Origin of the sequence: Neorhizobium sp. AL 9.2.2, from assembly GCF_013317225.1 — a bacterium.
Taxonomy (GTDB): domain Bacteria; phylum Pseudomonadota; class Alphaproteobacteria; order Rhizobiales; family Rhizobiaceae; genus Neorhizobium; species Neorhizobium soli.
Genome location: NZ_JAALXU010000005.1, coordinates 1 through 18,558, shown reverse-complemented (window position 1 = coordinate 18,558; position 18,558 = coordinate 1). Strand labels below are relative to the sequence as shown.

Sequence of the window (18,558 nt, the reverse complement as noted above, 5' to 3'; positions counted from 1 at the left end):
GTAAGATCGCGGTTAAGAGATCAATAAGCAGGGGAACAATGCCATGAAGACGGTTGCTGGTTGGGGTGTGTTTTCGCGCCGGAGCGTGATTGCGGCGTCTGTTGCGCTTGGCCTTGCCGCCTCGATGGGAAGCGGGGCGTTTGCCGCGGCAAAGACGTCGGTCACGATCGGCATGACGATCGAACCCATTGGTCTCGATCCGACGATTGCCGCCCCTGTCGCGATCGGGCAGGTGAGCTGGCAGAATATCTTTGAGGGCCTGACGACGGTCGACAGCGCCGGCAAGGTGCAGCCGCAGCTTGCGGAAAGCTGGGAGATTTCCTCGGATGGGAAGACCTATACGTTCAAGCTGCGCCAGGGCGTGACCTTCCACAACGGCGTCGCCTTCGACTCGTCCGTTGCGAAATTTGCGATCGACCGGGCTCGCGGCGCCGACAGCGTCAATCCGCAGAAGCGCTATTTCGCCTCGATCGAGACAGTGGAGACGCCCGATGCCGCAACGCTGGTGCTGAAGCTGAAGCAGCCGGCGGGCAGCCTGCTCTACTGGCTCGGCTGGCCGGCATCTGTCATGGTCGAGCCGAAATCCGCTGCCGACAACAAGACCACGCCGGTCGGCACCGGTCCGTTCAAGTTCGTGTCCTGGCAGAAGGGCTCGAAGGTCGATCTGGCGAAGAACACTGACTACTGGAACAAGTCCGTTTCGGTGAAGCTCGAGACAGCGGTTTTCCGGTTCATCGCCGATCCGCAGGCGCAGGCAGCGGCCCTGAAGGCCGGCGATGTCGATGCGTTTCCGGAATTCGGCGCGCCGGAACTGGTCTCCTCCTTCGAGGGCGACACGAAGCTTGCGACCGTGATCGGCAATACCGAGCTCAAGGTCGTGGCTGGCATGAACAATTCGCGCAAGCCATTCGACGACAAGAAGGTTCGCCAAGCGCTGATGATGGCGGTGGATCGTGCGACCGTTGTCGAAGGTGCATGGTCGGGTTACGGCACGCCGATCGGCAGCCACTACACGCCCAACGACCGCGGCTTCAAGGACTTGACCGGCGTCTACCCCTACGACGCCGAAAAGGCGAAGGCGCTTTTGAGCGAGGCCGGATATCCGAACGGCTTCTCCTTCACCATGAAGGCGCCGCAGATGGCTTATGCGCAGCGCTCGTCGCAGATCCTGCAGGCGATGTTTGCCGAAATCGGCGTCACGATGAACATCGAGACGACCGAGTTTCCCGCAAAATGGGTATCGGACGTGCTGAAAGCCGGCGACTACGACATGACCATCGTTGCCCATGCGGAGCCGATGGACATCGATATCTACGCCCGCGACCCCTATTACTTCCACTACAAGAACCCCGCCTTCAACGAGATCCTCGCCAAGGTCGAGGCGACCGCCGATCCTGCGGAACAGGACAAGCTCTACGGCGAGGCGCAGACGATCCTGGCAGAGGACGTCCCGGCCTTGTTCCTGTTCGTGATGCCGAAGCTCGGCATATGGGACGCGAAGCTGAAGGGGCTGTGGGAGAACGAGCCGATCCCATCGAACGTGCTGACCGAGGTGTTCTGGGAAGAATGACGATGCGTCTCGCCGTGATCTGCGCCGGTGACGTTTCCGACAACGCGAGAGGCGTTAAGCTTTGCGATGAGGTGGCCTTGGGAAAGATGGGGCTTAATCGCGGATGACTGAAATCCCCCTCTGGCCTGCCGGCCATCTCCCCCACAAGGGGGGAGAAGGTATGCGGCACCCGATTGCCTCGATCGTGGCCCGGCGGTTCGGCTGGGTTAAGCCCTCCCCCTTGTGGGGAGGGTGGGGAGGGGCGACTGGCGTAGGCATGGTGGATGTTGGAGGGTGCGGCCCATGATCTCCATCCTTATCCGCCGCATCCTGTCGCTCATCGTCACGCTTCTCGTCGTGTCGCTGCTGATCTTCGTCGTCATGGATCTCTTGCCGGGTGATCCCGCGGCGATTGTGCTGGGGACGTCAGCAAGCCCGGAAACGCTGGCGGCGCTCAGAACCCAGATGGGGCTCGATCAGCCCCTGCCGGTGCGTTATCTCGCCTGGTTATGGGGTGTTTTTCAGGGCGATCTCGGGCAGTCCTATACCTATGGCGTGCCGGTCGCGGGGCTGATCGCGGAGCGGCTGACGGTGACGCTGCCGTTGGCGCTGATGGCGGTTCTGATGTCGGTCGGAATTGCCGTGCCACTCGGCGTGCAGGCCGCGAAAAAGCATAACGGCATGTTCGACGCCGTTGTCGGCGCAGTCTCTTACGTCAGTATCGCCGTGCCGGCCTTCTGGGTGGGGTTGCTGTCGATCATCCTGTTTTCGACGCTGCTCGGCTGGATGCCGGCGGGTGGATTTCCGGGCTGGGACGCGGGACTGCTGGCCGGGCTGCAGGCGCTGCTGCTGCCGGCGATCGCGCTGGCACTGCCGCAGGCGGGCGTGTTGACACGCGTTGCGCGGGCCGCGGTGCTGGACGTGATGAACGAGGATTACGTGCGCACCGCCCGCGCCAAGGGACTGGGCGAGGGGGCAGCCCTCTGGCGCCATGCGGTGCCGAATGCGCTTGTGCCCGTGGTGACGATGATCGGCATGCAGTTCACCTTTCTGATCGCCGGTGCAGTTCTGGTCGAGAATGTCTTCAACCTGCCGGGTCTCGGTCGGCTCGCCTACCAGTCGCTGGCGCAGCGCGATATCGTTGTGATGCAGGACGTCGTCCTGTTTTTCTCGGCCCTTGTCATCGTCGTCAACTTCCTCGTCGACCTCCTTTACCTGGTGATCGATCCTCGGCTGAGGGTGGGGGTGAAATGAGGCATCTGCTGCGCCGTCCCGTTCTTCTTGCCGGACTTGTCGTGACGCTGTTCCTGTTTCTGGTGGCGCTGCTATCGCTGGTCTGGACGCCCTATCCGCCGTCGAAGATGAACATCATCCACAAGCTGAAACCGCCGTTCGAATTCGGCCTGCTCGGGACCGACCAGTTCGGACGCGATGTGGCTTCCGCGCTGATGGTCGGCGCCTGGAATTCGCTGTCGACGGCGCTGCTTGCGGTGGCGATCGGTGCCACGATCGGCACGGCTGTCGGCACGGTGGTGGCGATGCGGCGCGGCTGGGTGGAGCAGATCGTGATGCGCGGCTGCGATATCATCTTCGCGGTTCCGCCAATCCTGTCGGCAATGATGCTCGGCGCCTTTATCGGATCAGGCCGGTTCACGGCGGTCATTGCCATTGCCACGTTCATGGTGCCGGTGTTTGCGCGGCTGACGCTTGCCGCGGCGCGCCAGATCTGGACGCGCGACTATGTAGCGGCGGCTATCGGCATGGGGCGTTCGAAGCTGACAATCACCTTCGTCCACATCCTGCCCAATATTTCGAACCAGATCATCGTGCAGGTGACGATCCAGCTCGGTCTCGCGATCCTGACCGAGGCGGGGCTTTCCTATCTCGGGCTCGGCATGCCGCCGCCGAACCCGACCTGGGGGCGGATGCTTGCGGATTCGCAGACGTTCCTTGGACAGGCGCCTTGGCTCGCCTTGATGCCGGGTCTGGCGATCGCGATCGCGGTGCTGGGCCTCAACATGCTCGGTGATGGTCTGCGCGACCTTCTCGATCCGCGCTCGACACCCTGATTTTTAAACGACGACCTGAGTGAAAGACTTTTCATGAACGCCCTTTTGAAACTGACGATCCGGGACATTCTTTCTCTTTATGCGCAGAAGAAGCTTTCGCCGCTCGAATACTGGGAGGTGGTCGAGGCACGGGTTGCGGCGTTCGAACACCAAGTTCAGGCGCTCTACCTCTACGATCCGGAAAGCGCACGGCAACAGGCGAAAGCCTCCACCGAGCGCTGGGCGAAGGGCGAGACGCTGGGGATGCTCGACGGCATTCCGGTGACGATCAAGGAACTGATCGCCACGAAAGGGCATCCGGTGCCGCTCGGGACCGCCGCGACGGAGCTGACGGCGGCGGCCAGCGATGCGCCCGCCGCTGCACGGCTGCGCGAGGACGGCGCGGTGATCTTCGCAAAGACCACATGTCCCGATTACGGCATGCTGTCGTCAGGTCTTTCCAGCTTTCACCCTTTGAGCCGCAATCCCTGGGACCTGACGCAGAACCCCGGCGGATCCAGCGCCGGCGCCGCGTCTGCTGCGGCTTCGAGCTTCGGACCCCTGCATATCGGCACCGATATCGGCGGTTCGATCCGGCTGCCGGCCGGCTGGACGGGGCTTTTCGGCTTCAAGCCCAGCCAGGGCCGCATTCCGGTCGATCCGTTCTTTGTCGGGCGCTGTGCCGGGCCGATGACGCGGACGGTGGAAGACAGTGCGATCGCCATGGCGACCCTGTCGCGCCCCGACTGGCGCGACGCGACATCGCTGCCGCCCAACGCCTTCGACTGGGTGGATCTCGACATCGACGTCAAGGGGATGAAGATCGGGCTTATGCTGGATGCGGGCATCGGGATCTCTCTCGACGACGAGGTCCGCGCGGCGGTGACGGCTGCGGCAAAGCGGTTCGAGGCGGCGGGGGCCGAGATCGTGGAGGTTGCGCCCGTCATGACGCGGACGATGCTGGACGGGCTCGACAGTTTCTGGCGGGCGCGGTTCTGGGGCGATATCGAGGCGATGCCGGACGAGCGCAAGGCGCAGATCCTGCCCTACATCTTCGAATGGGCAAAGGGCGGGGCTTCGGTTTCCGGCGTCGAGGCGGTGCGCGGTTTCAACCAGACGATCGAGATGCGCAAGGCCTGTGCGAGACTCTTCTCCGGCGTCGATGCGGTTTTGTCGCCGACCAACCCAATCGTCTCCTATCCGGCCGACTGGGCATCGCCGACCAACGATCCCTTGAAACCGTTCGAGCATATCGGCTACACGGTGCCGTGGAACATGTCGGAGCAGCCGGCCGCCTCGATCAACTGCGGTTTCTCCCGCAGCGGAATGCCAATCGGGCTGCAGATCGTCGGGCCCCGGTTCGCAGACTTGCTCGTTCTGAAGCTGTCGCATGCGTTTGAGCAGTGGACCGGCGGCGTGACCAACTGGCCAGACCCGAGACTTAGGCCCTGATCTGCGCATCGAGTGACGGTCCGAGCGCAAAAATCGGCGATGGAACCTTCACGGTTTCGCCGCGTTTCATTTTGGCAGACGAATGCGTGCACTTTGCGTCTGGTGGAGTATGATGTGCGGGAGGCAACCTTTCGAACATGACCGGGCCTGATATCCCGATCTTCGCCAAGCCTCACAGTTTGCATGTCGTTTGAACCTTTCCGCAAAGCCCGCGCCTTCCGCGCGGCGCCAAGATCCGTAGAAACAGGAGATCTCCATGGCCGCAGCTACTTCCACGAATGCCGAAATTGCCCGCGCTCGCACCGCCGCCGGTGCTGCTACGACGTCTGACATCGAAGCGCAGCTGCAGCAGCTCCGCGAAGATATCTCGTCGCTTGCCAAGACCGTCGGCGCCGTCGGCAGCAGCACGGCGAGTGAAGTGAAGGGCAAGGCCCGTCGCGCCGCATCCGATGCGACCGATGCGTCCATGCAGATGGTTGAAGCTGCCCGCGAGCAGGCGATCTCGTTCGAGCGCGACCTGGAAGCGAAGATCCGCAAGGCACCGATCCAGTCGATCGCGATCGCAGCCGGCGTTGGCTTCGTCTTCGCTCTTCTGTCGCGTCGCTAAAGATGATGGGCCTTGGTCCCCTTATCGCTTCGTTTGCCGCGATGGATATCGCGGCATTTACGGAGCGGCTGAAGCGAAACATCATGCTGTATGGGCTCGCTGCACTTTTCGTGCTGACGGCCTATGTGCTGGGCGTTGCGGCACTTGCCGTTCATCTGTCGCAGTTCTGGGGCCTTCCCATAGCGCTTCTGGTGGTTGCAGGCGGCGCATTGCTGCTGGCCGTGATTTTCTACCTTTCGGTGACGCTCACCGCGAGAGCGGAAGTCAAGCGCAAGAAGCAGGCAGTGGCCGCCAATAGCGGCAAGACGCTGGCTTTGACGGCAGCACTCACAGCGGTTCCGCTTCTTCTGAAGTCGAAGCCCCTGATGTTTGCATCGATCGCGGGGGGCCTCGGCTTCCTCGCCCTGAGCGGTGGCAGGACGCGTCGTCGCTTTACAAATCCTGGAGAGTAACACCAGCCGTTACTCGTCTTTCGATCATCGAGCTGCCGGACAAATTCCGGCAGCTTTTTTTGTGTCTTGTCGGATTGTCATGAGGCTCTGGTCGACGCTCGCGCGGAGCGAAGGGATGCGTGCTATTCAGAATTCTGCAAACACGGAGGCGGGCAGTTGTCTGGCGCTACGCGAAACACACAAAAACGCCGCCCGTGAAGGCGGCGTCTATGAGTTTACATGCAGTTCGCCAAACCCTCAGCCGCCGAAGGCGCGGGACGTGATGGCTGCGTCACCGGCATCCGGGCCGTAATCGACCTCGCCGGATACGCCAAGCAGTTCCTGTAGGCGTGTACGGGCGCGCGAGACGCGGCTCTTGATCGTGCCGACAGCGCAACCGCAGATCTCTGCAGCTTCCTCATAGGCAAAGCCTGCGGCGCCGACGAGAACAATCGCTTCGCGCTGATCGTCCGGAAGCTTGTCGAGCGCTGCACGAAAATCCTGCAGGTCGAGGCGACCATACTGTTCGGGGTGCACGGAAAAGCGTTCGGAAAACAGGCCGTCGCTGTCTTGCACTTCGCGGCCACGCTTGCGCATCTGGCTGTAGAATTCGTTGCGCAGGATCGTGAACAGCCAGGCCCGCATGTTGGTGCCGGCCGTAAAGCTCTTCTGGTTCGCCCAAGCCTTCATGATCGTGTCCTGGACAAGGTCATCGGCCTTGTCGTGACGACCGGTCAGCGAGACGGCAAAAGCGCGCAGGTTCGGCAGCGATGCCAAAAGGTCGCGCTTGAAAATGCGATCGTCGTTGTCTTCTTCCTGGCTCATTTCGCATCCACCGACTTGGCGTTGCGCTCGGCATGGTCGAGCCGTTCGAGCAGATCGAGGAAGCGATCGGGGATACCCTCCTCCTGGACTGCGTCATAAAATTCACGCAGTTTGCGAGAGATCGAGGCGTTGGGAGACACTGACCCAGGCCTTGCTTCTTGAGATTGGCTTGTTGTCATGTCATCTTTTTTTGTGTTGTCGTCACTCATCACTCAAATGGCCTGTTCGATATCGTCACCTCACAATTCGCGGATCGAAAAAAAGTTCCACCCTTGCGGAACTTTTTTTAAGTACCCACGTTATTAGTCCGTCAATTGCCCTCATTGGGTCCCGGGGAGTATTTTTTTATGTCACTGACCTCACGCGTTGCGTCTCATCTTCCATATCTGCGCCGCTATGCGCGGGCCGTTACCGGATCGCAGACATCGGGAGACGCCTATGTCGCGGCGGTCCTCGAGGCCCTGATCGCGGACGTCTCCATCTTTCCGGAGTCGTCTAAGGATCGTGTATCGCTTTACAAACTGTTTGTCGCAATTTTTGGTTCCACTTCAATCGAGATCCGGCCGATCGACTCGCCGTTTGCTTGGGAACAGCGCGCAGCGGCTAACCTTTCGAACCTTCCGTCGCAGTCCCGTCATGCCTTCCTTCTGATTTCGGTCGAAGGCTTCACGATTGAGGAAGCGGCTGAAGTTCTCGATATCAGCGTTGGTGAAGTGAACAAGCTTCTCGACGAAGCCTCGCGCGAAATCTCCCGCCAGGTCGCGACCGATATCATGATCATCGAAGACGAGCCGCTGATCGCGCTCGACATCGAGCAGATGGTACAGGACCTTGGTCACCGCGTCACGGGTATCGCCCGTACCCACAAGGAAGCGGTATCGCTGTTCCAGACATCGCAGCCGAAGATGGTTCTCGCCGATATCCAGCTGGCGGACGGAAGCTCCGGCATCGACGCGGTCAACGAGATCCTGAAGTCCTCCAATGTCCCTGTGATCTTCATCACGGCATTCCCGGAGCGTCTGCTGACCGGCGAGCGGCCTGAGCCTGCTTTCCTCGTCACCAAGCCTTTCAATCCGGATATGGTGAAGGCTCTGATCAGCCAGGCCTTGTTCTTCAATGACGCGGTTAAGGCTGCTGCCTGATCTATCTGCCATCGATCGATTTTAGGCAGGAACAAACCCCAAAGAGAGGCGTTCTGGGATATCGGAACGCCCCGCTTGCTTTCCCGCTATGATGCCGAGCGATGTCTTCCCTTGATTTAAAGCGTCCGTGGGATACTTACCTGCGGATATTGAAAAAGAGATTTGGCCTGGTTGGTACGTCTCGTTAGAGCTAAGGATTACCAAAGGGTTGGGTTGTTTCGACAAGACCGACACTTTATAAGATTTTGAACTTGAATGAGTTGCGGAAGTCTATATTCAGACTTCCGTTCGCCTGGAAGTCGCAACGGAGTTTACCAAGTGACGCATCCGCTGACATGGCAGCAAGCTGGTCAGAGTGATGACAAGTTGCGTGAGTTTTTCATGCCAGCGCTGATTGATCTCGGCGCATGCATCATTATCCAGGACACCCAGCAGAATTACCTTCTCGTTGCCAACCTGCCTCAGGTCTGGTCGCTTCAAGGCGTGGATGCGCCAAGCGATGCGAGCCTGTTCGGCGACGACGTGGCCGCGAAACTCCACACGCTGAAATCGGAAATGACCGAGCTTGGCCGCAAAGGCCATATCGAGGTCACGGCGGGTTCGGACCAGGTCTTCGAATTCCGCGTCCAGGCCGTCGGCGTCGAAGGCGGGAACCTGCATCTGGTCACCACGATCAATGACCGGTCGGAAGAGCGGCATCGTGAGCGGTTGCTCCGGGCCTTGCTGCGCGAAGTCAGTCACCGCTCCAAGAACCTGCTTGCGATCATCCAGAGCATCGCGCTGCAGACGGCGCGCTATTCAGGGTCGCTCGATCTTTTCCTGCACAAGTTCCGTGGGCGGCTCTATTCGCTGTCGCAGAGTCAGGACCTTATCACCGATTCGAGTTGGCGCGGCGCCTATCTTTTCGATCTGGTTCAGCAACAGACCGAAAAGTATCTTCCTGATAACAAGCATCTCGTCCGCATGGGCGGTGACAACGTGCTGCTGACGCCCAATGCATCGCTGCATGTGGGGCTGGCACTGCACGAACTGGTGGTCAACGCCGTCAGTCACGGCTCCGTCATGCGCAGCCGCCTGCCGATCGAAGTGGCGGCCAACCGGGTGCACGTGGATGGGCATGACGTTCTTGAGATCGTCTGGGACGAGGCGTTGATTGAAAACGACAGCGTCGACGTCAGCGAGGACGGGATGCGATCGCATTTCGGCAGCACCGTTCTCGAACGGGTGGTACCTGCGTCCGTCAACGGGAAGGCACGATATGTGATCTCCAACGATCGCATTCAGTACCGCCTGAGCTTTCCGCTCGAAGGCGCCAGCGACTGAAGGTCGGGCCAACCAATTCCCCACATGATGCGAAGGCCCGATGATCGAAGCATCGGGCTGTTCGCGAATGTCGAGCCACGGGGATAGCCCCATGCGAGGCTCGTTGCTTGGCGCCATGTTTTCACGTCACAAGGGAACAAGTCGTGCCGGCGATAGCGGCTGCCCAAAACGGAGCTGGCTCGGTTCCACTAGGGAGCCGAGCCAGTTCTTCTCTTCGAGGGGGATTGAAGAGTATGTCCGAAGGCTCTTTGTAGGGCGGGGGACGGGGGGTCGCCTTCAGACATCAGTAGAACGGGCGTCCGGGAATTAGGTTCCGGCATATTTTCAAAAAATCGAAGAAAAAATGAGAGCGGACGACGCAACGGAAAACGGCGGCTTTCGCCGCCGTTCCGGGTCGTATCTGGAGCGCTGAAATCAGCGCTTCAGGGTTCTCGGATCGAGCGCATCGCGGATTGCATCGCCCATGTAGTTGACGCTCAGAACCGTTGCAGAAATCGCAAGGCCTGGCCACAGCACGCGTGATGGCGTCAGCTGCAGGAAGTTGGCGCCGTCAAACAGCAATCGTCCCCATGTCGGAAAATCCGACGGGAAGCCCAAGCCGAGGAAGGACAGCGACGATTCCGTGATGATGGCCGAGGCGATCCCGAGCGTCGCAGACACCATGATCGAGGACAGGACGTTGGGCAGGATATGCCGCAGCACGATCCGGTATTCCCGCATGCCGCTCGATTTCGCCGCCAGGATGAATTCCTGGCTTTTGACCGCAAGCACATCGCCACGCACGATACGTGCCGTGTGCATCCAGCTCGTGACGCCGATGACGACCACGATCAGGATGAAGATGCCGGTCTCCGGTCCGAAGGCTGCGCGCAGCGTATCGCGGAACAGAAGCAGGATCACGAGCAGGAGCGGCAGAAGCGGCAGGGCCAGGAACAGGTCCGTCAACCGCATCAACGGCCCATCGAGCCTGCGGAAGTAGCCCGAGAGGACCCCCACCAGCGTGCCGAGGAAGAGCGCGAGAAGCATGGCGGTGATGCCGACCGCAAGCGAGATGCGGCCGCCGGCCAGAACCTGGGCAAGCATGTCCTTGCCGAGGTTATCGGTTCCGAACGGATGCGCCAGCGACGGCCACTGGTTCTTCTCGCGGATGTTCAGCTGGTTGGGCGCGACCCTGTGGATATAGGGGCCGACATAGACAGCCAGAACGATGAAGGTGAAGACGATGAGGCCGGCGACGCCGCCCTTATGCGCTCGGAACTGCCGCCACATGTCGGCCATCGCGGAGCGTGTTGGGGATGACGCCCTGGCGGGTGCGGGGTTTGCGATTGTCGCGTCAGTCATACCGGATCCTCGGGTCAAGAATGCCGTAGAGAACGTCGGCGATCAGGTTGAAGAGTACGATCAGCACCGCGAAGATGAAGGTCAGTGTCTGAACGAGAGGAATATCGGCGCCCTGGACGGCGACGATCAGCAACTGCCCCAGCCCGTTCACGCGGAAGATCTGTTCGGTGATGATGGCGCCGGAGAAGATGGTGGGTACGCCGAGCGCAATCACCGTCACGACCGGGATCAGGCTGTTGCGCAGCACGTGGACGAGCAGCACGACGTTTTCCTTGACGCCCTTGGCCCGGGCGGTGCGGACATAGTCCTGATGCAGGTTGTCGAGCATGGAGGCGCGCACGAAGCGGGTGATCTGGGACGCATTGTAGAGCGCCAGAACCGCGACCGGCATGGCCATCTGCTTTGCCTGCGCAACGAAGGTCGCAAAGTTCGTGACCTGCAGATTGGTGTCGTAGACCGACGGGAACCACTGGAGGTAGGACGAAAAGATGACGATCAGAAGCACGCCGGTGAAGAAGGTCGGCACCGAATAGCCGACCATCGAGACGAAGGTGCCGACCTGGTCGAAGATCGAATACTGCTTGTAGGCGGAGATGACGCCGATCGGAACGGCGATCAGAATGCCGAACAGGTAGGCGAGGCCGACGACCCACAGCGTCTGCGGCAGGCGCTGGACGATGAGATCAACGACAGGGCTGCGGGTAGCCCAGGAGAGGACACGCATGCGCTGACCATCGCCGAACTGCCAGCCTGTGAGGCGTTCGAGAATATTAAGCGGCTCGTTGATGAAGAACTGTTGCAGCCAGTAGAGATAGCGCATGAAAAACGGCTGATCCATGCCGAGCGAGGCGCGGATCTGTTCGCGGACTTCCGGCGGGATCGTCAGAGGCAGGTCGCCGGTCGGATCGTTTGGTGCCAGATCGAGCAACGCGAAAATGACGAAGCTGATGACCAGCAGGGTCGGTATTGCGAAGAACAATCGTCGCAACGTGTATGTGAACATGTACGAATTACTCCAGACGACGCCGGATCATGCCGCATAGTGCGGTGATAGGGCGCGAAGTCCTGATGTGCCGCATCGGATCTTCCCGAGCCCGAAGTTCGGAAAGATCATGCCAGTCTCAAGCGGGAAGGACGCCGGCAGCTTTGTGTGCTGCCGGCTGCTTTGCTTTACTTCTTGCGCGACCAGTCAGCGATGTTCCACACCTGGCTGTCCCACGAGTTCATCTTGATGCCTTCGAGGGTGGCTGCGAAGGACGACTGGTCACCGCGGTGGACGAGCGTGATATGCGCGCCTTCCTCGGTCAGCATGTCGTTGAGCTGCTTGGCGAGCGCTGCGCGCTTGTCGAGATCGGCGGTTCTGGAGAGTTCGCCGACCAGCTTGTCGTAGTCAGGGTTGCAGTAGCGCGGGATGTTCTGTCCCTGCCAGCCGTTTGCCGGGCCAGGGATTTTGTCGCACAGCCATTCCGCCAGATACTTTTCAGGATCCGTGCCATCGAAGTTGTTGGTGTACATTTCGACGTCGGCATAGAACTTCTGGAACGTGTCCGGGCTTGCCGGGTCGCCACCGAAGAAGACGGAGGCAGACGCGTTGCGGAGTTCCGCATCAACGCCGATTTCCGCCCACATCGCCTTGACCAGTTCCTGGGTCGCCTGGCGAACCGAGTTGGTCGAGGTGGAGTAGAGGTAGGAAAGGCGTACGCCATCCTTGGCGCGAATGCCGTCGGAACCCTTCTTCCAGCCGGCATCTTCGAGCAGCTTGTTGGCGCCTTCGATATCCTGCTTCAGGCACCAGCTGTCGTTCTTGGTGGAGGCGACGACTTCCGGTGCGGGCACGATGTTGCAGGTTGCCCTGCCGGACTGGCCGTAGCCGGCCTCGACGATGATGTCGCGGTCGATGGCAAGCGACAGTGCACGGCGCACGGCCGGATCGCTCAGGGACGGATGCGGGCCTGCTTCCTTGGTGGAGCGTTTGGCGCCCAGCGACGGATCGGCGTTGAAGTGGTTGAGGTTGATACGCTCGACCTGGGTGCCGAACGAGATTTCAAGACGGCCCTTGCCGGCAGCGAGCATGGTCTGCAGCACTTCAGGCTCGACCTGGGCATTCCAGGCGTAATCGTATTCGCCGGTTTCAAGCACGGCGCGGGCAGCCGATGCCGCATCGCCGCCACCCTTCAGGGTGATCGACGCGAAGGCGGGCTTTGCCGGATCGCGGTAGTTCGGGTTGGCCTTGAAGGTGATGACGTCGTTCGGCTTGAAATCGGCGACCATGAAGGCGCCGGTGCCGATCGGTCCGAAGTTGGCGGCCGTGCAGCCGGGAGCCTTGGCGCCGACGCAATCCTTGAACTGCTTGGCCTGGATGACCGGCGACTGGGCGCCGACAAAGGCCGAGTAGGGGTATGGCTTGGGTTCGGTGAAGGTGATCTTGACGGTGTTCGGGTCGATCGCCTCGACATTCTTGACACCTTCGTACTGGGCCGCCTGGGCGCAGCCGCCATCCGGCGCCGTGCAGTATTTCCAGGTGAAGATCACGTCTTCAGCGGTAAACGCCGTGCCGTCGGACCATTTGACGCCCGGCTTGATCTTCCAGGTCATGCTGAGAAGGTCTTTTGCAACGCCGCCGTTTTCGACCGTCGGGATCTCGGTGACGAGCCACGGAACCAGTTCGCCCTTTTCGTCGTAGCGGGCGAGGGGCTCAATCACGATCGAGGATGCAAAGACTTCCTTCGTGCCGCCCGAAAGATACGGGTTCAACGTGGAAACGGCCTGCCAGAACAGGGCCTTCAGGTCTCCGTCAGTGCCGCGCTCGGCGTGGGCTGCGGTGCCACCCAGGGCGAGCACGGCCACCGTGCCGACCAATAGGTGCTTCAACTTCTTCATGCTGCTATTCCCCTTGATGTTGATTTGTCTCGATTTTAGTGCCCGGATCGCCCGTTTGCCGGTGTCGATGCCGTCGAGCTGCATGGCGCCCTGTCTTCCCTGGCGCGTCGCAGATTAGAATTCCCGCATCCTCCTGAAAAGTAGGTCGTATATTACATTTGATACCCGCAATATGCTGAGGTGATCAAAATTTGAGCCATCTAAGCATAGGCCTATTTTGTGTTCAAGGGCGAAAATTGACGCTTGCAAATTCCAACGAAGCCGTCGCAATATCGCAGCCTTCGAGACTGGAAATACCAATAAATCTAGAGGATTGCCCAAATGCCTGTCATCAATCGCGTCGCCGAAATGCAGGATCAGGTTGCAGAATGGAGACGCCATCTGCACGAGAATCCGGAGCTTCTCTACGACGTTCACTACACATCCGCCTTCGTTGCCGAGAAGCTGAAAGCCTTTGGTTGCGACGTGGTTGAGAGCGGCATCGGCAAGACGGGCGTCGTCGGCATCATCAAGGGCAGCCAGGGCGATGGCCCGGTTATCGGCTTCCGCGCCGACATGGATGCGCTGCCGATCCTTGAGACATCGGGCGTGCCGTGGGCTTCGAAAACGCCGGGCAAGGCGCATTCCTGCGGCCATGACGGACATACCGCAATGCTTCTGGGTGCTGCGCAGTATCTTTCCGAAACCCGCAATTTCAAAGGGTCGGTTGCTGTCATCTTCCAGCCCGCCGAAGAAGGCGGCGCGGGCGCGCTTGCCATGATCGAGGACGGCATGATGGACAAGTTTTCCATCAAGGAAGTCTACGGCATGCACAATGCACCGGCGCTCCCGGTCGGCAGTTTCTCGATCCGCAAGGGCGGCATCATGGCGGCGGCCGATACTTTCGAGATCACCATTTCCGGCCGTGGCAGCCATGCCGCCCAGCCGCATCTTTCGATCGACCCGGTGCTGACCGCATCGCATGTGGTGATCGCGCTGCAATCGGTCGTGTCGCGCGAGACGGATCCTCTCAAATCGCTGGTGGTCACGGTCGCATCGATCCATGGCGGCCAGGCAAGCAACGTCATTCCGGCCTTCGTGACGCTGGCCGGCACCGTGCGCACGCTGCTGCCGGAAACGCGCGACTTTGCCGAAAAGCGCCTCAAGGAAGTGGCAGAAGCGACGGCGATCGCGCATGGTGCGACGGCCAAGGTCGTCTACAATCGCGGCTATCCGGTCACCTTCAACCATGACAACGAGACCGATTTTGCCGTCGGGATCGCCTCGAAAGTGGCAGGTCAGGGCAAGGTCGACGCCAATGCGGCACCGCATATGGGCGCTGAAGACTTTTCCTACATGCTGGAGCAGCGGCCGGGTGCCTTCATCTTCCTTGGCAATGGCGATACCGCCAATCTTCACAATGCGGCCTACGACTTCAACGACGAGGCCATTCCCTACGGCGTGAGCTACTGGGTTTCGCTTGCCGAAACGGCGCTCGCCGCCTGATCGTCACCTCTTCCGACCGGCCCCTCGCGATGCCGCCACTCAGTCGCGACGGGGCCGCCTAAACCAAGGAAACATGCATGCTGCTTTCCGGACCTGCGATGGAACAGTCTGGCGGATCGGTCACTCCGGTCCTGTCTGTGAAGAACCTGACGACGTCGTTCAAGGTGAACGACGAATGGAAGACGGTTGTGCGCAACATCTCGTTCGATGTGGCACCGCGCGAGACGGTTGCGATCGTGGGCGAAAGCGGCTCCGGCAAATCGGTAACGTCGCTGTCGATCATGCGGCTGTTGCAGAAGAATTCGAGCCGCATCGAGGGGCAGGTCTTTCTTCAGGGCAAGGAGCTTCTTGCCCTGCCGGAGGAAGAGATGCGGCGCGTGCGCGGCAACGACATCTCGATGATCTTCCAGGAGCCGATGACCTCGCTCAATCCGATCTTCCCGATCGGAAAGCAGATCGCCGAGGCGCTGACGGTTCACACCAACATCTCCAAGGCCGAGGCAAAGGCGGAGGTGATACGGCTTCTCGAGAAGGTTCGCATCCCCAACGCCAAGAGCCGTTTCGACGAATACCCGCACCAATTTTCCGGCGGCATGCGCCAGCGCGTGATGATCGCCATGGCACTTGCGGCCAAGCCGAAGCTTCTGATCGCCGACGAGCCGACGACGGCGCTCGACGTGACGATCCAGGGGCAGATCCTTGACCTCATCAAGATGCTGCAGGAAGAGGAGGGCATGTCGGTCCTGTTCATCACCCACGACATGGGCGTGGTGGCGGAAGTGGCCGACAGGACGATCGTGATGTTCCGCGGCGATGCGGTGGAAACCGGCCAGACTGGCGATATCTTCCATCGCGGCCAGCATGCCTACACGCGGGCGCTTCTGTCGGCTGTGCCGCGGCTAGGCTCGATGGGGCAGAGCAAGCTGCCGATGCGGTTTCCGCTGATCGATGTCAACACAGGCGAACAGCAGGTTCTGGGCGAAGTGTTCGACACGGTTGCCAAGGGCAAGACGCCGATCCTCGACGTGAAGGACCTGACGACGCGGTTCGACATCCATTCCGGCCTTCTCGGACGCAAGTCCGGGGCAGTGCATGCGGTGGAAAAGGTCTCGTTCGATCTCTATGCCGGCGAAACGCTTGCGCTGGTGGGTGAATCCGGTTGCGGCAAGTCGACCACCGGACGGTCCGTGACGCGGCTGATCACCCCGACCAGCGGTACCGTGCAGGTGGACGGCTATGACGTGATGAGCCTCGATCAGCATGCACTTCGAACCATGCGCCGGTCGATCCAGATGGTGTTCCAGGATCCGTTCGCCTCGCTCAACCCGCGCATGAGCGTGGGGTCGGCTGTCGCCGAACCGTTTATCGAGCACAAGCTCGGCACCAAGGCGCAGGCGCGTGAAAAGGCGGCGAACCTTCTCGAAAAGGTCGGACTTTCGGCCGACATGATGCGGCGCTTCCCGCACGAGTTTTCCGGCGGCCAGCGGCAGCGCATCGCGATCGCCAGGGCTTTGATGCTCGATCCGAAGGTGATCGTTGCCGACGAAGCGGTGTCGGCGCTCGACGTGTCGATCAAGGCGCAGGTCTGCAACCTGCTGCTCGACCTGCAGCAGTCTCTCAACCTCGCCTTCCTGTTTATCTCCCACGACATGGCCGTGGTGGAGCGCGTCAGCCACCGGGTGGCGGTGATGTATCTGGGCGAAATCGTCGAGATCGGCCCGCGTGCGGCGGTGTTTGAAAACCCGCAGCATCCCTACACGAAGAAACTGATGTCGGCGGTGCCGGTGCCGGATCCGTCACGGCGCCGGATCAAGCGCAACCTTTCCACCGAAGAGATCAAGAGCCCGATCCGCGCGGTCGATTTCGTGCCGCCGGTGCGGGAATATCGCGAAGTCGGCGCTGGCCATCTCGTGCAGGTGGCCTGACGGCGGACAGCGACGAACAACAGAGAAGGCGGCGCGAACCGGTGCGCCGCCTCGCATCTATCATTTGTCGGATTTCGCGATCTGCAGTATGATCGCCGCATGAGCGACAGGGATGATATCCGCCAGCGGACACTGGAAGCAGCGCATCTGCAGACGATCGAGGGCAACCCTCTCGACGCTGACGATATAGCCATGTTCGAGATGTTCGATCGGGAGGGGTTTTCGGTCGAACAGCAGCTCGATTACGTGCGCCGAGACTTGAGGCGGCGAGCAGACTTGGACGCTAAAGAACAGGCGCCAGCGGCGTTCCGCCGATGACTCAAAACCCCGATGAGTGACGATCCTTACGTCTATCCGGGGACCACGCTGTTACGAAACAAGTTCGATATTCGCGATGCAGCCGGGCTGGACCTTGCGGAACGTCGATATTCCACCATCCGCAGCATCCAGAAAATCCCCACGGGTGATTTCGACCTGAAGCATCTGCGGGCCATCCACCGTCATCTCTTCCAGGACGTCTACGACTGGGCTGGTGAGGTCCGGACCGTGGAGATTTCCAAAGGGGCGAGCCAGTTCCAGTTCCGGCAGTATATCGAGACCGGCATGGCCGATGTGCATCGACGCATCATGGCTGGCAATTATCTGCATGATCTTCAGAGACCGGAATTTGCCGCAAAAGTCGCGCCGATCATTGGCGACGTGAACTATGTCCATCCGTTCCGCGAGGGCAATGGGCGCACGCAGGCGCATTATCTGAAGCAGCTTTGTGGACAGGCCGGTCATTGGCTGGATCTGACGAAAATCGATCCCGTGGGATGGATCGAGGCGTCGAAACAGGCGCAGATTAGCAATTATCAAATGATGGAGACGGTGATCTCCGAGGCACTGGGCAAAAGCTCTCTTTGAGGGCGTCGTTGCGCCATCCCCATTTGACAGCCCCTCGAAAAACATGTCAGCAAATCGACAAGAGGAGATTTACTGCCATGGCTAAACGGTCTGACACCCAAGGCCGGCTCGACGATGCTGCGCGCGCGGGCTGGCTCTATTACGTCGCGGGGAGGACCCAGGACGAGATCGCCAATGCCATGGGCATTTCCCGCCAGTCGGCCCAGCGGCTCGTGTCGCTTGCGGTTGCCGAGCGGTTGATCAAGGTCCGGCTCGACCATCCGATCTCCGCCTGTCTCGAACTCGCTGAAGGGCTGCGCAAGAAATACGATCTCAAGCATGCGGAAATCGTGCCAAGCGATCCGGGCGGCAGCTCGTCCACCGTCGGCATTGCCGAAGCCGGGGCGGGCGAGATCGAGCGCTGGCTGAAACGGCCGGATCCGATCATCATCGCCGTCGGGACAGGTCGGACGCTGAAAGCCGCTGTCGATCAGCTGCCGCCGATGGAATGCCCGCAGCACCGTATCGTGTCGCTGACCGGCAATATCGGGCCGGACGGGTCGGCCGCCTATTACAACGTCATCTTCTCGATGGCCGATGCCATCAAGGCGCGGCATTTTCCCATGCCGCTGCCGGTCCTTTGTGCCTCCATCGAGGAGCGCGAC

Annotated in this window: 18 protein-coding genes; 13 read left to right on the top strand and 5 right to left on the bottom strand. The window is 60.6% G+C overall.

What is annotated here, in order from left to right:
- Window positions 1-43 precede the first annotated feature (43 nt).
- The 6 genes from G6K99_RS13830 to G6K99_RS13805 all read left to right on the top strand — a co-directional run bounded on the left by G6K99_RS13830 (window position 44) and on the right by G6K99_RS13805 (window position 6,108).
- Complete coding sequence (locus G6K99_RS13830) at window positions 44-1,570, top strand: ABC transporter substrate-binding protein (protein WP_174196862.1); 1,527 nt, start codon at window positions 44-46, stop codon at window positions 1,568-1,570.
- 282 nt (window positions 1,571-1,852) lie between these two features.
- Entirely contained in the window at window positions 1,853-2,803 is a 951-nt protein-coding gene (locus tag G6K99_RS13825; RefSeq protein WP_174196861.1) for an ABC transporter permease, read from the top strand.
- Window positions 2,800-3,618: an ABC transporter permease gene (locus tag G6K99_RS13820; protein ID WP_174196860.1), complete on the top strand. Its 819-nt coding sequence runs from the start codon at window positions 2,800-2,802 to the stop codon at window positions 3,616-3,618. Before G6K99_RS13825 ends, G6K99_RS13820 begins: the two co-directional genes overlap by 4 nt.
- A gap of 33 nt (window positions 3,619-3,651) precedes the next feature.
- A complete protein-coding gene (locus tag G6K99_RS13815) occupies window positions 3,652-5,049 on the top strand; it encodes an amidase (protein WP_174196859.1) in 1,398 nt (465 codons plus the stop codon).
- Between the two features lie 256 nt (window positions 5,050-5,305).
- Window positions 5,306-5,656, top strand: a complete 351-nt coding sequence (locus G6K99_RS13810) for a YqjD family protein (protein ID WP_062461311.1) — start codon at window positions 5,306-5,308, stop codon at window positions 5,654-5,656.
- A gap of 2 nt (window positions 5,657-5,658) precedes the next feature.
- A complete protein-coding gene (locus G6K99_RS13805; protein WP_062461309.1) occupies window positions 5,659-6,108 on the top strand; it encodes a hypothetical protein in 450 nt (149 codons plus the stop codon).
- A gap of 237 nt (window positions 6,109-6,345) precedes the next feature.
- On the opposite strand, the gene G6K99_RS13800 is transcribed toward G6K99_RS13805, so the two are convergent.
- Together G6K99_RS13800 and G6K99_RS13795 are read right to left on the bottom strand one after the other, a co-directional pair.
- Window positions 6,346-6,912, bottom strand: a complete 567-nt coding sequence (locus G6K99_RS13800; protein ID WP_174196858.1) for an RNA polymerase sigma factor — start codon at window positions 6,910-6,912, stop codon at window positions 6,346-6,348.
- A complete protein-coding gene (locus G6K99_RS13795; protein ID WP_062461941.1) occupies window positions 6,909-7,091 on the bottom strand; it encodes a NepR family anti-sigma factor in 183 nt (60 codons plus the stop codon). The genes G6K99_RS13800 and G6K99_RS13795 overlap by 4 nt, the downstream gene beginning before the upstream one ends.
- Window positions 7,092-7,259: 168 nt before the next feature.
- On the opposite strand from G6K99_RS13795, the gene G6K99_RS13790 reads away from it, so the two are divergent.
- Window positions 7,260-8,054, top strand: a complete 795-nt coding sequence (locus G6K99_RS13790; RefSeq protein WP_062461304.1) for a response regulator — start codon at window positions 7,260-7,262, stop codon at window positions 8,052-8,054.
- A 381-nt stretch (window positions 8,055-8,435) separates the two neighbouring features.
- Window positions 8,436-9,377 (top strand): sensor histidine kinase, encoded by a 942-nt coding sequence (locus G6K99_RS13785; RefSeq protein WP_244474087.1) that lies wholly within the window; start codon window positions 8,436-8,438, stop codon window positions 9,375-9,377.
- Between the two features lie 414 nt (window positions 9,378-9,791).
- Here the strand turns inward: G6K99_RS13785 and G6K99_RS13780 are convergent, their stop codons facing one another.
- From G6K99_RS13780 to G6K99_RS13770, 3 genes are all read right to left on the bottom strand, one after another.
- Window positions 9,792-10,718, bottom strand: a complete 927-nt coding sequence (locus tag G6K99_RS13780; RefSeq protein WP_092659653.1) for an ABC transporter permease — start codon at window positions 10,716-10,718, stop codon at window positions 9,792-9,794.
- Entirely contained in the window at window positions 10,711-11,721 is a 1,011-nt protein-coding gene (locus G6K99_RS13775) for an ABC transporter permease (protein ID WP_062461290.1), read from the bottom strand. The genes G6K99_RS13780 and G6K99_RS13775 overlap by 8 nt, the downstream gene beginning before the upstream one ends.
- Window positions 11,722-11,888: 167 nt before the next feature.
- Complete coding sequence (locus G6K99_RS13770; protein WP_062461938.1) at window positions 11,889-13,598, bottom strand: peptide ABC transporter substrate-binding protein; 1,710 nt, start codon at window positions 13,596-13,598, stop codon at window positions 11,889-11,891.
- A gap of 321 nt (window positions 13,599-13,919) precedes the next feature.
- On the opposite strand from G6K99_RS13770, the gene G6K99_RS13765 reads away from it, so the two are divergent.
- The 5 genes from G6K99_RS13765 to G6K99_RS13745 all read left to right on the top strand — a co-directional run.
- On the top strand, window positions 13,920-15,083 hold the full coding sequence (locus tag G6K99_RS13765) for a M20 aminoacylase family protein (protein ID WP_113111928.1): 1,164 nt from the start codon (window positions 13,920-13,922) through the stop codon (window positions 15,081-15,083).
- Between the two features lie 77 nt (window positions 15,084-15,160).
- Window positions 15,161-17,008, top strand: coding sequence for an ABC transporter ATP-binding protein (locus tag G6K99_RS13760; RefSeq protein WP_174196857.1), 1,848 nt, complete (start codon window positions 15,161-15,163; stop codon window positions 17,006-17,008).
- Window positions 17,009-17,107: 99 nt separating this feature from the next.
- On the top strand, window positions 17,108-17,326 hold the full coding sequence (locus G6K99_RS13755) for a hypothetical protein (RefSeq protein ID WP_174196856.1): 219 nt from the start codon (window positions 17,108-17,110) through the stop codon (window positions 17,324-17,326).
- A 12-nt stretch (window positions 17,327-17,338) separates the two neighbouring features.
- On the top strand, window positions 17,339-17,914 hold the full coding sequence (locus G6K99_RS13750; RefSeq protein ID WP_174196855.1) for a Fic family protein: 576 nt from the start codon (window positions 17,339-17,341) through the stop codon (window positions 17,912-17,914).
- Window positions 17,915-17,991: 77 nt separating this feature from the next.
- A partial coding sequence (locus tag G6K99_RS13745; RefSeq protein ID WP_305798288.1) for a sugar-binding transcriptional regulator occupies window positions 17,992-18,558 on the top strand: 567 nt, incomplete at its 3' end.